This window comes from Hymenobacter sp. UYAg731, assembly GCF_054061335.1.
Genome location: NZ_JBSSEC010000005.1, coordinates 351827 through 371566, shown reverse-complemented (window position 1 = coordinate 371566; position 19740 = coordinate 351827). Strand labels below are relative to the sequence as shown.

The window sequence follows — 19740 nt, the reverse complement described above, 5'->3', positions numbered from 1 at the left end:
ACCAAATAGATACGTCCGTCATGCTTCGCTCCGCTCTGCATGACGGACGTTTTTTTGCTAGAATCCCGGCTTTAATCCTCCGGGTAGGGCACGAACACGAAATTCGTGAACGTTTCATCGAGCACGAAGAGGCAGCAGAATTCGTCGGCATCCTTATAGGTGGCCTGGAAGGATTCGACGCCATCGACATCAATAATGCCTTGCTGCACGAAGAGCTCAAGGTAGCTGGCGAAGACGTGCCACTCCAGGTTCAACTCATCGGCGTTGACGAGGAGGCCGCCGAGGGGCACCTCCTGCTTGGCAAAGACGAAAATGGGGTATTGGCTGAAGTCGCCCTTGCGAATTTGGGAAGAGGCTTCGAGCAGGGTGTCGGACACGACGACGAAATCCTTGGTGATGGTGCCGAGGTATTTGCCGTTGAGTTCGGGGTCGTTGAAGTAATCCATTTTATTTATTTCGTTTCTTCTTCAAGCGCACCAAAGTAAGTATGGCGTATTCCTCCTTGCTGCCAATCTCAAATCCTTTGGAATAAATAACCTTGAAACGGTCTGATTTACCCTTGAAATTTGTAAGATTTAAGTAGGTGATTCCGCGAATTTCTTCAATGCTAAATCGATACTTATTGCTTCCATCAAAAGCTACTGATTGTTCGGGTGGCTCATGGCAGTAATCATTAATTGATTGCCGCAAGGAGTCTTTAGAAAGAATATTCCAGGCAATCAACGTGCAGCCTTGCGTTAGATAGTTGTAATTAACAGTATTATGAAATACAAGGGAATCTCTGGTGTTAAAAGTTTTATCATCTCGACAAATCCAAGTATTGTGTATGGACGCAAGACTGCTTCTGCTCGCAGTAAAAAAATCAGCCAGCTTTGCCTTTGTTAAAGACTGAGAGAGTCCATGACGAGCGCATAAAATCAATAAAAAAGAAATACTTTGCGCATACAATTAATTTAAAAACTACTTCAACTCCAGCGCCACCACATTCTCCACATGGTGCGTGTGCGGGAACATATCCACCGGCTGCACGCGCGTCACCCGATACGCGGCATCCAGTAGCTCTAAGTCGCGGGCCTGGGTGGCGGGGTTGCAGCTGATGTAGACGATGCGGGGGGCGCGCAGCTCCAGGAGGCGGGCCACCACATCGGGGTGCATGCCGGCGCGGGGCGGGTCGGTGATGAGAACGTCGGGGCGGCCGTGGCGGGCGGTGAATTCTGCCGTGAGGATGTCCTTCATGTCGCCGGCGTAGAACTCGGTGTTGGTGATGTTGTTGATTTCGGCGTTGACGTGGGCGTCGGTCACGGCCTGCTCCACGTACTCGACGCCGATGACTTTGCGGGCCTGGTGGGCCACGAAGCTGGCGATGGTGCCGGCCCCCGTGTAGAGGTCGTACACGAGTTCATCGCCTTTGAGGTCGGCGAAGTCGCGGGCCACTTTGTAGAGCTGGTGGGCGCCTTCGGAGTTGGTTTGGTAGAAGGACTTGGGGCCGATGCGGAAGCGCAGGCCTTCCATTTCTTCCTCGATGTAGGGCTTGCCTTGGTAGGTGATGACGTCGAGGTCGTGGAAGGTTTCGTTGCCCTTGCTGTTGAGGACGTAGTTGAGGGAGGTGATGCCGGGGAATTTGGCGTAGAGGGCGTCGAGCAGGGGCTCGATGCTCTCGTGGGGGCGGTAGCACTGCAGAATCACCATGATTTCGCCGGTGCTCTGGGCGGTGCGGATGATGAGGTTGCGCAGGTTGCCGGTTTGGCGCACCATGTTGCCGAACTCGAGGCCGTGCTCGCGGCCGTAGTCGCGGATGAAGAGGCGGATTTCGTTGCTGGGCTCGGCCTGGAGGTGGCAGTGCTGCACGTCGATAATCTTATCGAAGCGGGCGGGGGTGTGGAAGCCCAGCACGTTGCGGTCGAAGGTTTGGGTGTCGTCGTTGATTTGCTCGGTGGTGAGCCAGCCGTTGTCCGAGAAGGTGTATTCGAGCTTGTTGCGGTAGTAGGTGCGCTGGGGCGAGGGGAGGATGAACGGAATCTCGGGTAGGGCCACTTTGCCGATGCGCGCGAGCTGGTCGACCACCTGCTGCTGCTTGAAATGCAGCTGGGTATCGTAGCCAATGTGCTGCCACTTGCAGCCGCCGCAGGTGCCGAAGTGCTGGCAAAACGGCGTCACGCGCAGCTCGGAATACTGGTGAAACTTCACCGGCACGGCTTCCAGAAAGCTCTTCTTGGCTTTGGTGATGTACAAATCCACGACATCGCCGGGAGCGACTTGCGACACGAAAATGACGAGGTTCTCGACGCGGACGAGGCATTTGCCTTCGGCGACCATGTCCTGGATGGTGACGTTGCGGAGTAACTCGGCGGGTATTTTTTTTGCTCGGCTCATAAGAAGACAAAACTACTGCCCGAACCACGGATTGGCTACGCCGCCCTTCGGTTCACTCGGATTTATCGGATTTTGTTGAATGAGTGATTCGGCACCGGTCGCAAGTGGTAGCGCACCACCGTGGAGTGGTGTCGCACCACTTGGGACCGGTGTCGCACCACTCGCGACCGGTTTGGCACCACTCCAAGGTGGTGCGCCACCACTTGCGACCGGTGCCGAACCGTTCATTCAACAAAAAAGGCCTCCCGAAACCGGAAGGCCTTTTCTCAATAAAGCAAGTGGTCTACTTAATCACCTCGAACCAGTTCTTCGTGCTGGTGCCGTTGGGCAGAGTGAGGATGTAGAAGTAGTTGCCGGCGGGCGTGTTCTCATCGCTGCCCCAGTTGTTCTGGTAGTTGGTGGTTTTGTACACCTCGCGGCCCCAGCGGTTGAAGATGGTGAAGGTGTTGCCGGGGTAGAGGCCGATGTTGTCGATGACGAGCACGTCGTTCAGGCCGTCGCGGTTCGGGGTGATGACGTTGTAGGTCTGCACGGCGTTGGCGAAGCTCACGCTGGTTTCGTTCGAGTTCGAGAGCAGCGGGGTGGCGTCGGTGCTGGCGGCCACCACCCGGAAGTTCTGGCTGAAGCCCAGACCGGTGGCGGTGGTGTTCGGGTCGTTGTTGGTGGCCGTGTATTGCAGCGTGCTTGCGCTCACCGTGGCAATGAGCACCGGCGCGCCGGCATCGGAGCGGCGGTAGATGCGGTACTCCTTCACCGTGAAGCCCACGAAGGCATTCCAGGTGAGGGCCGTGCGGCCTTGGTCGCGCCCGCCGGCCGTGGCCGTAGCCGTGGCTTGCAGGCGGATGGTCTGGGCCACGCCGGTGGTGTTGGCCGTGCCGCAGCCGTTGGTGAGGCTGAGCTGGTACTCGTAGGAGTTGGCGTTGGCATCCACCGCGCTGTTGTCGGTGAAGGTGGTAGCCGAAGCCGCTACGGTGCCCACCACGGCAAAGCTGCCCGAGCCGGCCACGCGGCGCAGCACCTGCACCGGGTTGGGGGTGTTGCCGCTGTTGGGCACGCTCAGGCTGAGGATGACGCGGTTGTTGCTGGCGGCATCCACCGAGGCGTTGGTCAGGACCACCGTCGGGCTATCGAACAGGATGGTGCGGGTGGTGGCCGGGCCGGTGCAAGAAGCGGGCGCGGCGCTGATTTCAGCGGCGCTCACCGTGTAGGGGCCGGTGGGGTTGAAGCGCACCGTAATCTGGCTGCTGGTGCCGCCGGCCGTGATGGTGCCGCCTACGACGGTCCACTGGTAGCTCGCGCCGGCCGTGGGGTTGGCAATGGCGTACTGCTGGGGCTGGGCCACATTACACACGAAGCCCGAGCCCGAAATGGTCGGAGCCGTGGGCGTAGGGGCTACCGTGAACGGCGTGGTGTAGAGCGGGCCAACGCAGCCGGCCACCGTGGTTTCCTGCACCGTGAGGGTGTAGGTGTCGGGGGCGGGCAGGGTGTTCAGCACGCGGGTGTTGCCGGTGCCGGCCAGCGTGGTGCTGCCCAACTGGAACACGTAGGTGGAGCCGGTGAAGCCGCCGGGCAGGCCGAAGGTCACGGGGCCGTTGGTCTGGCACACGCGCACCGGGGCGGTGATGGCCAGGGTGGGGCGGGGCGAGGGGTTAATGAGCACCTTCAGCGTATCGGAGGTCCCCAGGCAGCGCACGCCGCTGGCGGGGTTGCTGGTTTCCGTCACCACAATCTGGCCGATGGTGGGCACCGTCACGGGCGCCCAGTTCACGGTCACCGTATTCTGGAAAGTGCTCGTCTGCGTGCCGCCGATGATGGTCCAGGAATAGCTGGAGCCGTTGGCATAAGCGCCGCTCACGTAGCGGTAAGGGCCGTCGGCCTGGCACACGGCGCGTGGTAGCGGGGCCACGGCCAGCACGTCGCCGGGGCCGGTGGGCCGCACCGTTTGCAGGCGCGGGTTGATGGTGATGGGCAGGGTAGTGGTATCGGAAGAGCAACCCTGGGCATTCAGGCTGAATACCTTGAGGTAGCCGCCGGTGCTGGCCACGCCCCAGTCCACGGTGATGGCTGGGGTGCCGTTGCCGGCCGTGATGGTGCCGCCGCGAATCAGCCAGGTAAAGGCCGTACCCACGGGGCTGGCCACCGAATACGCAATGCCCGTTACTGTGGGACACACCGAGGCCGGCCCCACAATGGTCGAAGCCACCGGGCGCGGGTTGATGGTGACCACCACGGCATCGGTGCTCAGGCAGCCGTTGGCGGTGGTGGCCGTTACGGTGTAGGTGCGGGTGATGGGCAGGGCCGTAGTGTTCGCGGCCGTGAGCACGGGCTGGGCGGCGGTGGCGCTGCTCAGGCCCGTGGCCGGAGCCCAGCTATAGGTGTAGCCGGCGCGGGCCGGGGTGCCCAAGGTGAGGGTTTTGAGGTCGCAGACCGCCGCGTCGGGGCCGGCATCGGCCACGGCGGCGGGGTTCACTGTCACAGTCACGGTGCTGGTAGCCACGCAGCCGTTGGCAGTGGTGGCAGTCAGGGTGAAAGTGATGGGGTTCGGGGTGGTCGTGGTGTTAGTCAGCGTGAACGTGGGGTTGGCTACGGTGGCGCTGCTCAGGCCGGTGGCCGGGCTCCAGCTATAGGTGTAGCCCACGACCGGAGCCGCGCCCAGCGTGATGGTCGAGCCCGAGCACACGGCCTGGCTGGTTCCCGCCACGGCCACGGCGGCCGGGTTGATGGTGACCACCACGGTGTCGCGCTGGAAGCAGCCGTTGGCCGTCGTCGCCAGCAGAATGTATTGCTGAGTAATATTGGCACCAGTCATGTTGGGCAGGGCCACGGTCGGGTTCAGCACCGAAGCGCTGCTCAGGCCGGTGGCGGGGCTCCAAGCATAGGTGGTGCCGGCCACGGCCGTACCCGCGCCAATGGTGGTGCCCACGTTCGAGCAAGTGGCTTTGTCGGGGCCGGCCAAGGCCACGGCGGCGGGGTTGATGGTCACGGCCACAGTCGCCGAGGCGGTGCAGCCGTTGGCCGTGGTGGCCGTCAGGGTGTAGGTTACCACGATGGGCGCGGCCGTCAGGTTGGGCAGCGTCAGGGTGGGGGTGAGGGCGGTGGCGCTGCTCAGGCCCGTGGTGGGCGTCCAGGCGTAGGTGGTGCCGGCCACGGCCGTGCCGGTACCGATAACCACGCCCACGTTGGAGCAAGTGGCCTTGGCCGGCCCGGCCTGGGCCACGGCGGCCTGGTTAACGGTCACGGCCACGGTGCTGCTGGCGGTGCAGCCGTAGGCGGTGGTGGCGGTCAGGGTGTAAGTCGTGGTAATGGGCGCGCCGGTGGTGTTGGTCAGCGTCACCGTCGGCTGGGCCACAGTGGTACTGCTTAGGCCGGCGGCCGGGCTCCAGCTATAGGTGTAGCCGGCCAGCGCCGGGGTGCCAATGGCCGCCGAAGCCACCCCCGAGCAGGTGTTGCGGGCCGGGCCGGCATCGGCCACGGCGGCGGGGCTCACCGTCACCACCACCGAGTCGCGGCTCAGGCAGTTGGGTCCGGAGGATACGGTGAGCGTGTAGGTGCGGGAAATGGGGCTGCCCGTAGTGTTGGGCAGCGTTACGGTGGGCTGGGCCACGCTGGTGCTGCTCAGGCCCAGGGCCGGCGTCCAGGCATAGGTGAAGCCGGTTATGGCAGCCACCCCCAGCGGTGTGGAAGCCACGTTGGGGCACACGGTAAGGTCGGGGCCGGCGTTAGCGACGGGCGGGGCCGTTACGGTCACGGTCACGGTGGCCGTAATGGAGCAGGTGCCGTCGGTGCCGGTCACGGTGTAGGTGGTGGTAGCGCTGGGCGATACCGTGACGGTGGTGCTGGTCGAGTTGATACCGCCACCGGTCCAGACGTAAGTCAGGCCCGCCAGGCCGGTTACCGTCAGCGTAGTCGCAGTGCCCTGGCAGATGCTGGGCGCGGCGGCCGCAACGGTGAGGGCCGGCAGGGGCCGGATGTCCACGGTTTTAACCACCGAGTCAGAAAGGCAGCCGTAGGTCGAAACGCCCTTGAGCGACAGCGTGCCGGTGGTGTTGGCGCTGGCCCAGGTCACCTGCACCGTGTTGGTGCCCTGGCCGCTGCTGATGGTGCCGCCCGTGATGCGCCAGCGGTAGGAGGCCGGCACGGGGCCGGCGGCCGTGTAGCTGCGCACCGTAGCCGGGTCGCACACCGTAGCCGGGCCGGTAATGGCGTTGGGGCCGGCGGCTTTGGTTACGGTAACGCGGAAAATATCCGAAGCCAGCTTGCCGCCACAGCCGTTGTCTTTCACGGTCACGCCCAGGTCGTAGGGCGTGGTGCGGGCCTGGCCGCAACTCGAATTATAAATGAACGTGCCCGATACCGAGCCGGTGCCGGAGGCCGTGGCCGTGCCGGTCAGGTTGCCGGCCTGCACCACGCCCGTGCTGCCGTTGAAGGTGGTGTTGAACGGTCCGCTGCCATCGAGCAGGGCACTGTTCACGGTGAGCACCAGCGGGTGATTACTGCTGGCCTGGGTGGCCGTTATCGGAATGCTTAGCGACTGGCCTTCTTCGATGGTGTAGTTGCGGGGGGTGAGCGTAGGAGCCGGCAGCACCGGCGGCGTGGTGGGCGGACAGGTTGAAACCACCAGCTGCAAGTCTCGTCGGGTAGTGCCAATCAGCACTTCCACGCCATTTATGGAGCGGTATTCCGCCACGTCCACCGCCACCACGAACAGGCCGTTGGTGCGGGCCCCGTACTTGGCAATGCCCGTACTGGCATTAATCGTAGCAAAGTTGCCCGCGCCCGTTCCGAATGGGTTGGCCGCGCTGTAGGCCGGGTAGTAAGGCACCGGCTGGGGCAGGGGCGGAAAAGTGGCGGCGTTGGTCAGGAAGCCGTAGGGCGTGCCGAAGGAATACACCAGGCGGTCGCCGTCGGGGTCGAAGGCATTGTTGAGGGTGATGGTGGTATCGTTCTGACACACGATGGCCACGGCCGTATCCGAAAACACGGGCGAACGGTTGTAAATCAGCGGCGGGGCCATGCTCACGTACAGCGTCAGCGGCACGTTGCCGCCGGTGCCCCCGCTGGGATTGTTGATGTTGGTGAGGGTGTTGTTGCGGGCGCTCACCGAGTACACGGCGTAGTAGCCATCGAAGGAAACCGGCAGGTTCACCACTTGCACGTATTTGCACAGGTAGAACGGCTGGCTGGGGCCGCTCACCGCGCAGCCCAAGGGCACGGGCGGCGAAATGGGCGGCGGCAGGTTGACATTGGTGGGCGTGGGGGCCGTGCGGTTGAAGGTGTAGCCGGCAATGCGCGCCCCGGTGGTGCGGTTGTAGATATCAATCGGCGCGTTGGTGGGCGGGGCCGCGATGCCGTTGGGGTTGGCGTTGGTGTACAGGCCGTTGCTGTACACCGTCAGGGTTATTTCGTAGCGGAAAGGCGTGGCCGCCGGCCCGGTCGCGTCGAGGTAGCGGTAGCTCATCTCGCCACCCAAAAGGTGCGAGGCCTGCGCCGGACGCGTGCCCAATACCAGCAGTACCAGTAGCAGCAGCGGCCCAAAAAAACGCCGTAGTAAGGTTGTAGACATACAATAAAATGAAGGGTAGGAAATCTGAAAAACTGCCCCGGCCACCAGAAGGCAGCCGGGGCGGTTAGAAGCGGAGTTCGGAACTTGTAGCGGCCCGAAGAAATAGTGTTGCTACTCGCGCACTAGGCGGCGCAGGGCGGTCTGGCCCTTGGCATCGCGCAGGCGCAGCACGTACACGCCGGCCGGCAGGGCGCTCAGGTCCAGCTGGGCATCGGCGGCCGGCCCCAGGCGCAGGGCCGTGCGCAGCACCGTAGCGCCCAACACGTTCTGCACCTCGGCGGTGTAGAGGCCGGCGGCACCGGCATCGGGCAGGCGCAGGCTCACTTGCCCATCCAGGGTGGGGTTGGGGAAGAGGCTGAGCATGGGCAGGGCCTGGGCATCGCGGGTGGCCAGGGGCAGGATGCGCAGCTGGTAGTCTTCCACCTCGGCGTTGAGGAGGTTGGTGGCGCAGGGGTTGGGCGTGCCGCCGGTGGCGTTGGCCACCACCATGACCCGCATCCGGGGGTTGATGCCGGCCGTGCCGGCGGGCACCGTGAAGGGGGCCGTGAACGTGTTGGCAACAGCCACGCCATTCACCACCAGCTCGGAGGTTTCAAACGTGCCATTCATGTTCCAGTCCACCCACGCCGAGGTGCGGTGCTGCGCGCCCAGGTTGGTGGCCACGGTCAGGCTGAGCGAGTTGCCCACGCTGGCCGACAGGGCCAGGCTCGTGTAGTTGGCGTAGCCACCCGTAGCCACGCTGGTGCTGTTGGTGAAAGCCGGCGTGGCATTGGCAATGGCCACGGTGCTGATGTAGAACGGGCTGGGCAGCTGCTGCCCGGTGGGGCCGGTGCCGCCCGTGCCATACGAGGCGCAGAACGTGAGGCACGGTACCTGAATGGTCACCGCGTTCAGGCGCGTCACGCTGGCCTGGCCGTTGGTGTTCGTGGCCGCGAGCGTGATGTTGTAGGTGCCCGAGGCGGTATAGGTGTGCGAGGGGTTTTGCAGCGTGCTGGTGGTGCCATCGCCGAAGCTCCACAGCCAGGAAGTGGGTAGGTTGGTGGTGAGGTCGGTGAACTGGATGGGATTCACGCAGCCACCGGCCACATAGTTGGAGCTGAAGTTGATGATGGGCGGCAGCGTGTTGGGCCGGGCGACGACGGTGTAATCTTCTACCTGGCCGCTCACGGGGCTCACGCAGGGGCCGGCCGTGTTGCCAATGGCATCGGCAATGATGCGCAGGCGCAGGGGCTGGTTGAGCGTGGTGCCGGTTGGCAGGGTGAGGGTGGTGGTGGCGCCGGGGCTGGCCGTGTTCAGGCCCGTGTACACTAGTTCGGAGGTGGCAAAAACGCCGTTGTTGTTCAGGTCCAGATACACCCGGATGTCGTGCGGGTTCACGCCGCCCGTGGTAATAATCATCTGGTTGCTCACGCCTGCAATCAGCTCGGTGCGCTGGGGGCAGGTGAAGTCCTGGTAGCCGGCGCTGCCGTCGGCCGAGGTGTTATCGATGGTGCCCAGCCGAAAGCGGATGATGCCGTAGTTGGCAAAGTAGTTGGTGGTCTGGGGCGAGCAGCTGGCCGCCAGCGGCACCGTGGGGTTGTAGGTAATGGCGGCGGCGGCGCTGGTGCTGTTGCCCACCGCGTTGGTGGCGCGCAGCGTCACGGCGTAGGTGCCGGCCGTGGAGTAGGTGTGCGAGGGGTTTTGCAGGGTGCTGGTAGTGCCGTCGCCAAAGGTCCAGAGCCAGGACGTGGGCAGGTTCTGGCTGGCATCGGTGAACTGCACGGTGCCGGAGCAGGTGGTGGTGCCGCTGGTGGTGAAGGCTGCTACCGGCGCGCTCACGTTCGACGATAGCCGTACGCTGTAGTCCTCTACCTGCGAGTACTGGGGCGTGGAGCACGACGTGGGCACGACGCCCAGCGCGTAGTCCGACGACACCCGCATGCGCAGGTTGGTGCTGAGCACGGCCGTGGCCGGCGGCGCAAACGTGCCCGTGTGCAGAATGCTGTTCGGCCCATCAAACACCAGCTCGCTGTTGCCGGTGAAGGCCCCGTCGTTGTTGTAGTCAATCCAGACCTTCACGTTCTCGTTCACGTTCGGGCCGGTACGCACGCTGATGGTATAGGTCTGGCCCACGGTCAGGGCCGCGTTGAAGGTGCAGCCGTAGTCACGGTAGCCATCGATGTAATTGCCCGTGGTGTTGTTAATGAGGTTATTCCCAACGTTAACGTTGAGAATGCCCATGCCATAAAGGTTGGCCTGGCCGCTGGTGGCATTGCCCGGCGTACACACGGCCGCAATGGGACAAGTGGTTTGGGCGGCGGCCTCTGAACTCACGCCCAGCGCCAGTAAAACAGCCATAAAACCCGGCGCGAACCGGGACCAGGAACGTAAGTGTGGATGCATACGGTACTTTGAAAGAAAGCAATTGAATTCAACGGATAAATGTAAGCAGAAAGCAGGGATGGTCCCTTTACAATCGGCCATTGCCTGTTCTGAATCGGCCACCCGATGCACTGGTTCGCCTGATGCATTCCAGAATCCGGCCAGCAACTGGCTGACCCGAACCCACGAAGGAGGGTTAATTATCCGGCGCAAAAATCGCACCAGCCGGCCGTAAGTTTGCCGGTAGTATTCGCCCATCTTTCTCCCTGGCCCGGCTGGGGCATTATTTTAGTTTATGGCAATTCCCACTGTTCTCATCACCGGCGGCACATCGGGCATTGGCCGGGCCTGCGCGCTGGCCTTCGGCCGGGCCGGCTACCGGGTGGCCATCACCGGGCGCGACGAAATTAAGCTGGCTGATACCGCCGCCGCGCTGGCCGCCGCTGGCGTGGCCCACCTCGCCATCCAGGCCGATGTGGGCGACGAGGCTGCCGCCGAGCGAGCCGTGGCCGAAACTGTGGCCCGCTTCGGCGGCCTCGACGTGCTGCTCAACAACGCCGGCATCAGCATGCGCGCCCGCTTTCAGGATGCGGACTTGGAAGTCATCAAGCGGCTGATGCAGACCAACTTCTTCGGTACCGTGTTCACCACCAAGTTTGCCCTGCCGCCTTTGCTGGCCAGCAAAGGCACCATCGTGGGCATCAGCAGCATCGCGGGCTACCGGGGCCTGCCGGGGCGCACCGGCTACTCGGCCTCCAAGTTCGCCATGAATGGCTTCCTCGAAGCCCTGCGCACGGAACTGCTCGACCAAGGCGTGAACGTGCTCACGGCCGCGCCCGGCTTCACGGCCTCCAACATCCGCAACACGGCCTTAGCGGCCGATGGCTCCTCGCAGGGCGAGTCCCCGCGCGACGAAGGGGCCATGATGAGCAGCGAGGTCGTAGCCGACGAAATCCTCAAAGCCGTGCAGCAGCGCAAGCGTACGCTCGTGCTCACGGGCCAAGGCAAGCTGGTGGTTTTCCTTAACAAATGGCTGCCGGGTTTGAGCGATAAGCTCGTGCTGAACCACTTTCGAAAAGAGGAAAAGGGCGTGGATGTGGGGTAAGCTCGGTGCAAGCCGGGAAAAAAAAACGTCATGCTGAGCGAAGCCGAAGCATCTCTACCGCGATAGTAATTGATTTACTCTTGCGGTAGAGATGCTTCGGCTTCGCTCAGCATGACGTTCTACTTTATGGGCATAATCTAGTGCCTCATTTACAGCGACGCCTTCTGCGCCAGCTTCACCGCCTCGTACATATCCACCACGCCGCCGGTTACGGATAGGGTCGAGAAATCGACCTGCTTATCGGTGCCAGGCGTCTGGACTTTGGTGTGATGCACCTGGGCCGACTGCATGATGATGCGCTTCAAATCCGTAGCCGTGAGCTTGGGGAAGTACGATTTCAGCACCGCCGCCACGCCGGCCGTGACGGGCGAGGCCATGCTGGTGCCGCTTTCGTTGCCGTAGGTGCTGCCGGGCAGCGTGCTGAAGATGCCCACGCCGGGCGCAAATACATCCACGCCTTTCTTGCTGTAGTTCGAGAAATCGGCGGTCAGGTTCACGTTGTCCTTCGGGCCGGACGCGCCCACGGTGAGCAGGTTGGGGATGGCGGTGTTGTTGAGGTAGAACGAGGCGGGGTAGTTGTCGGCCACGTCGAGGTTGTGGTTTTCGTTGCCGGCGGCGTGTACTAGGAGCACGCCTTTCTGGGCGGCGTACTTGTAGGCGGCTTCCACGGCGGGGCGCTGGGGCGAGAATTCCTTGCCGAAGCTCATGTTGATAATCTGCGCGCCGTTGTCCACGGCGTAGCGGATGGCATTGGCGATGTCCTTGTCGCGCTCGTCGCCGTCGGGCACGGCCCGCACCATCATGATGCGCACCGGGTCGGGCGCGAGGCCCTGGATGCCGAGGTTATTGGTGCGCACCGCCGCGATGATGCCCGAGACGTGGGTGCCGTGCAGGGGGTCGGGGCCGTGGAGGTCGTTGTTGCCGTAGAAGCGCTGGCTCACGTCCTCCGGGTTGTCTTTGATGATGTCGGCGCGGGGATTGAAGTCCAGGTTCAGCGAATTGTCCAGCATGCTGCGCTCCTGCTTCACGCCTTCGTTCAGCTCTTTCAGCAAAGCATCGGCATCGGCGGCACCGGTCTGGCGCATCATGTCGAGCATGCCGGCCACGGCGCGTTTCAGGTTGGGGTCGCTGGTGTTGGCGTTTTTGAGGGCGGTGGTGTCGAGCTTGTCGGTGCCCAGGGCCTGCTTCATGTTGGTCACCATCTGGGTCAGCGGGCCGCTCATGTCTTCCACCTGCTTGCTGCGCTCGGTTTCCTCCTTGAGGCGGCCCGAATAAGCTTTCTCCGCCTTCTGATACAGCGCATAGGCCGCCTTATCGGCCGGCTTCACGGTTTTGGCGGTGATGCCCTTGAAGCGCTTGCGGCCGGCGGCCACGATGCGCGTCATTTCCAGGGTTTCGGCGTTCACGTTGCGGCCGTCGGGCGCGCCGAGGAAGTTCCAGCCGTGTACGTCATCAATGTAGCCGTTCTTATCGTCGTCGATGCCGTTGCCGGGGATTTCGCCCCGGTTCACCCACAGCACGGGCTTGAGGTCGACGTGCGCCGTATCAATCCCGGAGTCAATCACGGCCACGATAACGGGGGTCGGAACCAGGTTTTTGAGGATTTCCGAGTAGGCGCGGTTGGCTCCCACGCCGGGCACGTTGTCGAGCTGCGGGTCTTTGAGGTACCACTGGGCGGCGCTTTGGTCGCCGGCCGGGGTGGTGGGAGCGGTGGCGGGGGCATTCACCGCCTGGGCCTGGGCCAGAACCGGCAGCGCCAGCAGGGCCAGCGAAAGCGACCAGCGGCGGAAGGGAAGAATTGTCATAAATAGAGCAAGGGGGCCGCTGGGGCGGCCGGTGTGGGTGGTAAACCGATTTTTACACAAATGAAGTTCAGCCAGGGCAAAGACGTGCCCGCCCCGCCCAATGTTGCGCGCCGCCCGCCGGTCTGACCGCCCTAGGCGGTCTGACTGGTTGAAGGGGAGGGCGTCATCGTTAGGGTAATGTCGGTGTTCTATTAAAACGTGCATACTTCAACCGGTCAGACCGCCTAGGGCGGTCAGACCAATGGGCGACTGCTAACGGCCGTGCATCCGCGCCGGGTCAATCAGCATGGCTGATTCTCGTGCGAATTCCATTGGGGTGATAGGCAATGCCAGTAGCAAATGCCCCAACTCGCGCTGGCAGAGCGTGCCGCTATGCAAACCCGCGTAGTCGCGGTAAGACGAATACGGCCAGTCCGCCAACGAATCGGCGAGGCCGGCGCGCACCGGATTCTGATGCAGGTAATGAAAGCAAACGGCCGGGTAGTCGGCTTCGCAAAATGGCCCATCAAGCAGCTTGCCCTTGGTTTTAGGCTGAAACACGCCGCCCTGCCGGCCCAATTCCTGATTCAGGCCCTGCCCGTAGGTGCTGAGCAGCCGGGCGATGCCACGCGACAGCGGCTGCGTAGTGGTGCTGGCCGAGCCGGGCGTGGGCAGCGTGCCGGCCAGCGTGGGTTGCAGCAGCAGGTGAAAGTGATTTGGCATCAGGCAATAGGCCAACAAGTTTGCCTGCGGGGCAATATGCTGCCGCACCAGCCGCAGGAAATGATGGTAGTGCTCGGCCTGAAAAATAGTTGCTGCCCATTGTTGCCCCGATTGTAAACGTGGTAGAGCGAATCGGCCTCGTAGTGCATGGATTGGTAGAAGTAAGGTGTCGTCCTCCGGTCAGACCGCCCTAGGCAGTCTGACCGGTTGTCGTCAGGAAACATACCACGAAATATAGCAAGCCCGCGCATTCCCAATCGTTCTCGCTTCAACCGGTCAGACCGCCTAGGGCGGTCTGACCGGCGGGCGGCGCGGGCGACGACCATTCGGCGGGTAACTTCACGGCCTCAAACCCGGTTTCCCGCGCATGATTCGTTCCCTCCGCCCGCTGCTCGCGGCGCTGCTGCTGCCCCTGGTGGCCCTGGCCCAAACCCCCAAAACCTACACTTCCTCCGAAATCCTGCTGGGCCTCAAGAAGCTCAACGTCCTCGGCTCGGTGATGTACATCGCTGCCCACCCCGACGACGAAAACACTCGCCTCATTGCCTACATGGCCAACGAGCGCCTGCTCGAAACCAGCTACCTGAGCTGCACCCGCGGCGACGGCGGCCAGAACCTCATCGGCCCCGAGCTGCGCGAAGGCCTCGGCGTGATTCGCACCCAGGAGCTGCTGGCGGCCCGGCGGCTCGACGGCGGCCGGCAGTTCTTCACCCGCGCCAACGACTTCGGCTTCTCGAAAACCTCCGACGAAACCTTTCGCATCTGGGACAAGGAGCAGGTGCTCGCCGACATGGTGTGGGTCATTCGCCAGCGCCGGCCCGACGTGCTCATCACCCGCTTCCCGCCCGATGCCCGCGCCGGCCACGGCCACCACCAGGCCAGCGCCATCCTCGCCGCCGAAGCCTTCGACGCCGCCGGCGACCCCAAGCGCTTCCCCGAACAGCTCCAGTACGTGCAAGCCTGGCAGCCCAAGCGGCTATTCTGGAACACCGGCAGCTTCTTCGTGAAGCCCGGCGAAAACATGGACGGCTACCTCAAGCTCGACGCGGGCGGCTACAACCCCCTGCTGGGCCAGAGCTACGGCGAAATCGCGGCCCGCAGCCGCAGCAACCACCGCAGCCAGGGCTTCGGCTCGGCCGCCCAGCGGGGCGAGGCGCTGGAGTATTTCCAGCCCGTGAAAGGCGACAAAGCCACCAAAGACCTGTTCGAAGGCGTGGACCAGACCTGGAACCGGGTGCCTGGCGGCGCGGCCGTGGGCAAACTCATCGAGGAGGTGATTCGCAAGTATGACGCGAGCAACCCCAGCGCCAGCGTGGCGGGGCTGCTAGGGGTGCGGGAGGTTTTTACAACTGCGCGAGACATTCAAGGCCCCAGCAGATTCAGCTTTTATCACAAGGAAAAGCTGGCTGAAATAAACGACCTAATTAAAGCGTGCCTTGGGCTTTACATTGAAGCAAATGCTTCTGCTGCCATTGTTGCTTCGGGACAGAAACTTCCTGTGACATTAACTATGGTGAACCGCTCACCAATAGCTATTCAAGTTCAGAGCTTAAATATCTACGGTTTCAAACTCGATACCTTAATAAATAAAACGCTTGCTGCTGGTCAGTTGCTTTCGCTGCCAGTGTCGATTAATGTGTCAAATACGGTCCAGAACTCGCAGCCTTATTGGCTCCGGGAGGTGCCAAGTGTGGGCATGTATAAGTTGCCCAAGCAAATTCCGAATGGGAGTTCGCCGTCAACGGTATATGCATTTGGGCGACACGGCTTCGAGCAAATTCCTGGGTCAGGCGAAAATATCGAGCAGCAGCAATTGGTAGGTCTACCTGAAAACCCGCCTTTGCCAAGCGTTTATGTAAGCGCTAAAATTCAGGAAGGGTTAATTGAATTCATGGTCCCCGTTCAATACAAGCACACCGACCCCGTGCTGGGCGAACTCTACCAGCCGCTGGCCGTGGTGCCGCCCGTGCTGGTGAACCTGCCGCCCGCCCGTTCCTACGTCTTCGCCGATGCCCAGCCCAAGACCGTGCCCGTCACGCTGCGGGCCGGGCGCGCCGGGGTGAGCGGCAGCCTGGCCCTGGCCCTGCCCGCCGGCTGGAAGTGCGAGCCCGCCACCGTCCCCTTCGCCCTCGCTGCCAAAGACGAGGAGCTGACCGTGAACTTCCAGGTGCAGCCCCTGGCCGGCGCCGCGCCCGGCCGCGCCGAGCTGCGCGCCACCGCCACCGTGGCCGGCCAGGCCTACGCCCGCGGCATCCAGAAGATTGAGTACCCGCACATCCCCACGCAGTTCCTCTTCCCCGAAGCCGTGGCCCCGCTGGTGAAGCTCGACCTGAAGCGGCGCGGCCAGAACGTGGCCTACCTCATGGGCGCCGGCGACGAAGTGCCCGACGCCCTGCGCCAAATCGGCTACTCGGTAACGCTGGTGAAACCCGAGGACCTCACCGCCGCCCGCCTCAAGAGTTTCGATGCCCTCGTGGTCGGCATCCGCGCCTACAACACCGTCGACGCCCTGAAAACCAAGCAGGCCGAAATCCTCAAATACATCGAAGCCGGCGGCAACGTGGTGGTGCAGTACGTGGTGAACCGCGGTACCGTGCTACCCGAAATCGGTCCCTACCCGATGACGCTTTCCTCCGACCGGGTGACCGTGGAAGACGCCCCCGTCACGCTCTCGAAGCACCCGCTGCTGGCCGCCCCGAACAAGATTACGGCCGATGATTTCAAAGGCTGGGTGCAGGAGCAGGGCCTCTACTACCCCTCGAAATGGGACCCGAAATACCAGACCGTCATTTCGAGCAGCGACCCCGGCGAGCCGGCCAAGGAAAGCGCCATTCTGGTGACGGACTATGGCAAGGGGCACTACATCTACACCGGTTTGTCGCTGTTTCGGGAGCTGCCGGCGGGCGTACCGGGCGCGTACCGGATTATCACGAACATGATTTCCTACGGGAAGGAGCCGGTGCAATAGCTTACGTTTCGCCCCATCTTTCCGAACCATCAAACGTATTTTTACGGTATGTCTGCACCCATCACCTCCCTCGACCAGCTCGACCCGAACGGCTCCTATTCCTACGCCGATTACCTCAGCTGGCAGTTCACCGAGCTGGTAGAGTTGCTGCGTGGCAAAATCATGCGCCGCATGAGCGCGCCCACCGATGCCCATCAGGCTTTAGTGGGCGAGCTTTATCGTCGGCTGGCAAACCACCTATATAGGCAGCCCTGCCAGGTGCGCGTGGCCCCCTACGATGTGCGCCTGCCCAAAGCCGGCACCACCGCCGATGCGGCCATCTACACCGTGGTGCAGCCCGACCTCTGCGTTATCTGTGACCCGGCCAAGATAGAATCGCGCGGCTGCCTCGGCGCGCCCGATTTGATAATTGAAGTGGTATCGCCCCGCACCGCGGCCCGCGACTGGAAAGACAAATTCGACCTCTACGAAGAGGCCGGCGTGGGCGAATACTGGATAGTGCTGCCGCAGGAAAACGACATTTCCGTTTTTGTGCTCGACGAAGTCACCGCCCGCTACCGCTTGGTGGGCGAATATGCCAGTCCGGGTTCCATTCCGTGCCGCACTCTGCCGGGGTTGGAGCTGGATTGGGCCGACATCTTCGCGGAAACCCCGCCTCACGGCAAGTAGCACACTACTTTTGCCGCTTCCCTATTTTTCATTATCGTGCTCACAGTAGAAAAAATCGGCGGCACCTCGATGACCGCCTTCGCCGATGTGCTCGACAACATCATCTTCCACGGCCGCGAGGGCCAGAAGCTGTACAACCGCATTTTTGTGGTGTCGGCCTATGCCAACGTCACCAACTGGCTGCTGGAGAATAAGAAAACCGGCGCACCCGGCGTGTACCACCACATCACCCAGGGCCAGGAATTCAGCCAGCCGCTGCAAGACGTAGCCGCCCAGCTCAAGGAGCTGAACCAGCAGTACGAGCCGCTGGGCCTGGATTTGGCCGTGGCCGATGCCTTCATTCAGCAGCGCATCGACCAGGCCCAGACCTACCTCGAAAGCCTCGTGAACGTGCTGGCCTCCGGCTATGTCAACAGCGTGAACATCCTGCAAGCCGCCCGCGAAATCCTGGCCTCCATCGGGGAGGCCCACTCGGCCTTCAACTCCGTGAATATCCTGCAAAACCGGGGCGTACACGCCACCCTGGTCGACCTCAGCGGCTTCGACGACGCCCAGCCGCTAACCATTGACGAGCGCATCCGGCAGGCGTTTACGGACATTGACTTCCTGCGCACCATCTGCATTGCCACCGGCTACACCAAAGGTACCGAGGGCATTATGCGGGAGTTTGATAGGGGCTATTCGGAAGTCACCTTCAGCAAGATTGCCGTGGCCGTGCGGCCCCAGGAGGCCATTATTCACAAAGAATACCACCTCAGCTCGGCCGACCCTAATCTGGTGGGCGTGGACCAGTGCCACCCCATCGGCTTCACCAACTACGACGTGGCCGACCAGCTCGCCGACGTGGGCATGGAGGCCATCCACCCCAAAGCCTCGAAGCCGCTGGAGATAAACGCCATCGACCTGCGCATCAAAAACACTTTCGAGCCCGAGCATCCCGGCACGCTCATCACCCGCGACTACATCTCGCCCACCAAGCGCATCGAAGTCATCACCGGCACCGATAAAGTCGTCATCATCGACATTCACGACCCGCTGATGGTGGGCGCGGCCGGTTTCGACCTGACGCTGATGCAGGTGTTTTTCGACCTCGGCGTGAGCTACATCTTCAAGGCCACCAGCGCCAACAGCATCTCGCTGCTCATCTGGGAAAAGGACCTCCGGCCGCAGCTCGTAGCCGCCCTCGAAGCCAAATACGAGAACGTGACCGTGCAGCTGGCCGCCCTGGTCTGCCTCATCGGCTCCAACATCGACGAGCCCGGCCTGCTGGCCCGCGCCGCCGGGTCCTTGGCCGATGCTGGAATTAATATCCGCAGCGCGGGCTTTGCGCTGCGCAAGGTGAACATCCAGTTCATCGTGGGCCGCGAGGATTACAAAACGGCCATCATCGCCCTGAACCAGGCGCTGGGATAGAAATGTAGCGCGGACTTTGTAGTCCGCGAGTAATGGGAAAGGAAAACTTGTTTTGGCCCGCGCCGTTTGGACTCGCGGACTACAACGTCCGCGCTACAATTCATGACGCTTCGCCAGTTCCTGCTTTTCACGGCCCTCACGCTGCCCGCCTGCGCCTTGCTGATACTATTCGGCGACCAGCCGCTGGCGCGGTTCATCCACGGGCACTTCGGCGGGGCGGTCCCGTTCTTCGCCGCCCTCACTGCCACCGCCGACCGCATTCACGATGCGCTCATGACGCACGTAGTGGGCCTGCCCATCATCTTTCTGGCGCTGGGACTGGCCTTTGCCATCGGTCGCTACGCCCTGAAACGGCGCGGTGCTACCATCTTCCTCATCCTGCTGCTCACCCACGAGTTCAGTATGGTGCTGGCCAACGTGCTAAAAGGCACGGTACACCGCCTGCGGCCCGAAGTGCTGTTTGGGGCCGGCTACGAGGGCACGGGCCTGTGGGCCACCGGCCCGCACAACGACTCGTTTCCGTCCACGCACACGGCTACTTATTTCAGCTTGTGCTGGCCGCTGGCGGTGGCTTTCCCGAAGTATCGGGGGCCGCTGCTGGTGCTGCCGGGGCTCATCGCGCTGGGCCGGCTGGTGCTGGGCGCGCATTATTTGAGCGACGTGTGGTTTTCCATCTGGCTGGTGGTGGCGCTCACGTTTTTGTTCGGGCTACTGGATAGACCACGCAGGATGCAGGCGGTGTAGAAACGCAATATTTTGCGTCTCGTCGTTGAACGTCTCC

Annotated in this window: 12 protein-coding genes; 5 read left to right on the top strand and 7 right to left on the bottom strand. The window is 62.6% G+C overall.

Annotated elements, in window-relative coordinates; translation table 11 throughout:
- Nucleotides 1-71: 71 nt before the first annotated feature.
- The 5 genes from ACVWYF_RS17430 to ACVWYF_RS17410 form a co-directional block, all read right to left on the bottom strand.
- Nucleotides 72-446 carry a hypothetical protein gene (locus ACVWYF_RS17430; protein WP_457070335.1) on the bottom strand — a complete coding sequence of 125 codons (375 nt, stop codon included), beginning with the start codon at nucleotides 444-446 and terminating at the stop codon, nucleotides 72-74.
- 1 nt (nucleotide 447) lies between these two features.
- A complete protein-coding gene (locus tag ACVWYF_RS17425) occupies nucleotides 448-921 on the bottom strand; it encodes a hypothetical protein (RefSeq protein ID WP_457070333.1) in 474 nt (157 codons plus the stop codon).
- A 39-nt stretch (nucleotides 922-960) separates the two neighbouring features.
- Nucleotides 961-2373, bottom strand: coding sequence for a 23S rRNA (uracil(1939)-C(5))-methyltransferase RlmD (rlmD, locus tag ACVWYF_RS17420; RefSeq protein ID WP_457070331.1), 1413 nt, complete (start codon nucleotides 2371-2373; stop codon nucleotides 961-963).
- 283 nt (nucleotides 2374-2656) lie between these two features.
- Nucleotides 2657-7936, bottom strand: a complete 5280-nt coding sequence (locus ACVWYF_RS17415) for a T9SS type B sorting domain-containing protein (protein ID WP_457070329.1) — start codon at nucleotides 7934-7936, stop codon at nucleotides 2657-2659.
- A gap of 111 nt (nucleotides 7937-8047) precedes the next feature.
- A complete protein-coding gene (locus ACVWYF_RS17410; protein ID WP_457070327.1) occupies nucleotides 8048-10273 on the bottom strand; it encodes a GEVED domain-containing protein in 2226 nt (741 codons plus the stop codon).
- A gap of 319 nt (nucleotides 10274-10592) precedes the next feature.
- Here ACVWYF_RS17410 and ACVWYF_RS17405 point away from each other — a divergent pair, with 319 nt between their 5' ends.
- Nucleotides 10593-11402, top strand: a complete 810-nt coding sequence (locus tag ACVWYF_RS17405) for an SDR family oxidoreductase (protein ID WP_457070325.1) — start codon at nucleotides 10593-10595, stop codon at nucleotides 11400-11402.
- A gap of 149 nt (nucleotides 11403-11551) precedes the next feature.
- Here the strand turns inward: ACVWYF_RS17405 and ACVWYF_RS17400 are convergent, their stop codons facing one another.
- On the bottom strand, nucleotides 11552-13207 hold the full coding sequence (locus tag ACVWYF_RS17400) for a S8 family peptidase (protein WP_457070323.1): 1656 nt from the start codon (nucleotides 13205-13207) through the stop codon (nucleotides 11552-11554).
- Nucleotides 13208-13459: 252 nt separating this feature from the next.
- Entirely contained in the window at nucleotides 13460-13909 is a 450-nt protein-coding gene (locus ACVWYF_RS17395; protein ID WP_457070321.1) for a transposase, read from the bottom strand.
- A gap of 367 nt (nucleotides 13910-14276) precedes the next feature.
- On the opposite strand from ACVWYF_RS17395, the gene ACVWYF_RS17390 reads away from it, so the two are divergent.
- The 4 genes from ACVWYF_RS17390 to ACVWYF_RS17375 all read left to right on the top strand — a co-directional run bounded on the left by ACVWYF_RS17390 (nucleotide 14277) and on the right by ACVWYF_RS17375 (nucleotide 19703).
- Entirely contained in the window at nucleotides 14277-16877 is a 2601-nt protein-coding gene (locus ACVWYF_RS17390; RefSeq protein WP_457070319.1) for a PIG-L family deacetylase, read from the top strand.
- Nucleotides 16878-16925: 48 nt separating this feature from the next.
- Nucleotides 16926-17546, top strand: a complete 621-nt coding sequence (locus ACVWYF_RS17385) for a Uma2 family endonuclease (RefSeq protein ID WP_457070317.1) — start codon at nucleotides 16926-16928, stop codon at nucleotides 17544-17546.
- Nucleotides 17547-17582: 36 nt separating this feature from the next.
- Nucleotides 17583-18959 carry an aspartate kinase gene (locus ACVWYF_RS17380; RefSeq protein WP_457070315.1) on the top strand — a complete coding sequence of 459 codons (1377 nt, stop codon included), beginning with the start codon at nucleotides 17583-17585 and terminating at the stop codon, nucleotides 18957-18959.
- Between the two features lie 102 nt (nucleotides 18960-19061).
- Nucleotides 19062-19703: a phosphatase PAP2 family protein gene (locus tag ACVWYF_RS17375; protein WP_457070313.1), complete on the top strand. Its 642-nt coding sequence runs from the start codon at nucleotides 19062-19064 to the stop codon at nucleotides 19701-19703.
- Nucleotides 19704-19740: the final 37 nt, after the last annotated feature.

What these genes read in the sequence shown, in the direction of transcription:
- ACVWYF_RS17405 (WP_457070325.1), top strand. Translation starts at nt 10,593, where the DNA reads ATGGCAATTCCCACTGTTCTCATCACCGGCGGCACATCGGGCATTGGC.
- ACVWYF_RS17400 (WP_457070323.1), bottom strand. Translation starts at nt 13,207, where the DNA reads ATGACAATTCTTCCCTTCCGCCGCTGGTCGCTTTCGCTGGCCCTGCTG.
- ACVWYF_RS17385 (WP_457070317.1), top strand. Translation starts at nt 16,926, where the DNA reads ATGTCTGCACCCATCACCTCCCTCGACCAGCTCGACCCGAACGGCTCC.
- ACVWYF_RS17375 (WP_457070313.1), top strand. Translation starts at nt 19,062, where the DNA reads ATGACGCTTCGCCAGTTCCTGCTTTTCACGGCCCTCACGCTGCCCGCC.
- ACVWYF_RS17390 (WP_457070319.1), top strand. Translation starts at nt 14,277, where the DNA reads ATGATTCGTTCCCTCCGCCCGCTGCTCGCGGCGCTGCTGCTGCCCCTG.
- ACVWYF_RS17395 (WP_457070321.1), bottom strand. Translation starts at nt 13,909, where the DNA reads ATGCCAAATCACTTTCACCTGCTGCTGCAACCCACGCTGGCCGGCACG.
- ACVWYF_RS17415 (WP_457070329.1), bottom strand. Translation starts at nt 7,936, where the DNA reads ATGTCTACAACCTTACTACGGCGTTTTTTTGGGCCGCTGCTGCTACTG.
- ACVWYF_RS17430 (WP_457070335.1), bottom strand. Translation starts at nt 446, where the DNA reads ATGGATTACTTCAACGACCCCGAACTCAACGGCAAATACCTCGGCACC.
- ACVWYF_RS17410 (WP_457070327.1), bottom strand. Translation starts at nt 10,273, where the DNA reads ATGGCTGTTTTACTGGCGCTGGGCGTGAGTTCAGAGGCCGCCGCCCAA.
- rlmD (WP_457070331.1), bottom strand. Translation starts at nt 2,373, where the DNA reads ATGAGCCGAGCAAAAAAAATACCCGCCGAGTTACTCCGCAACGTCACC.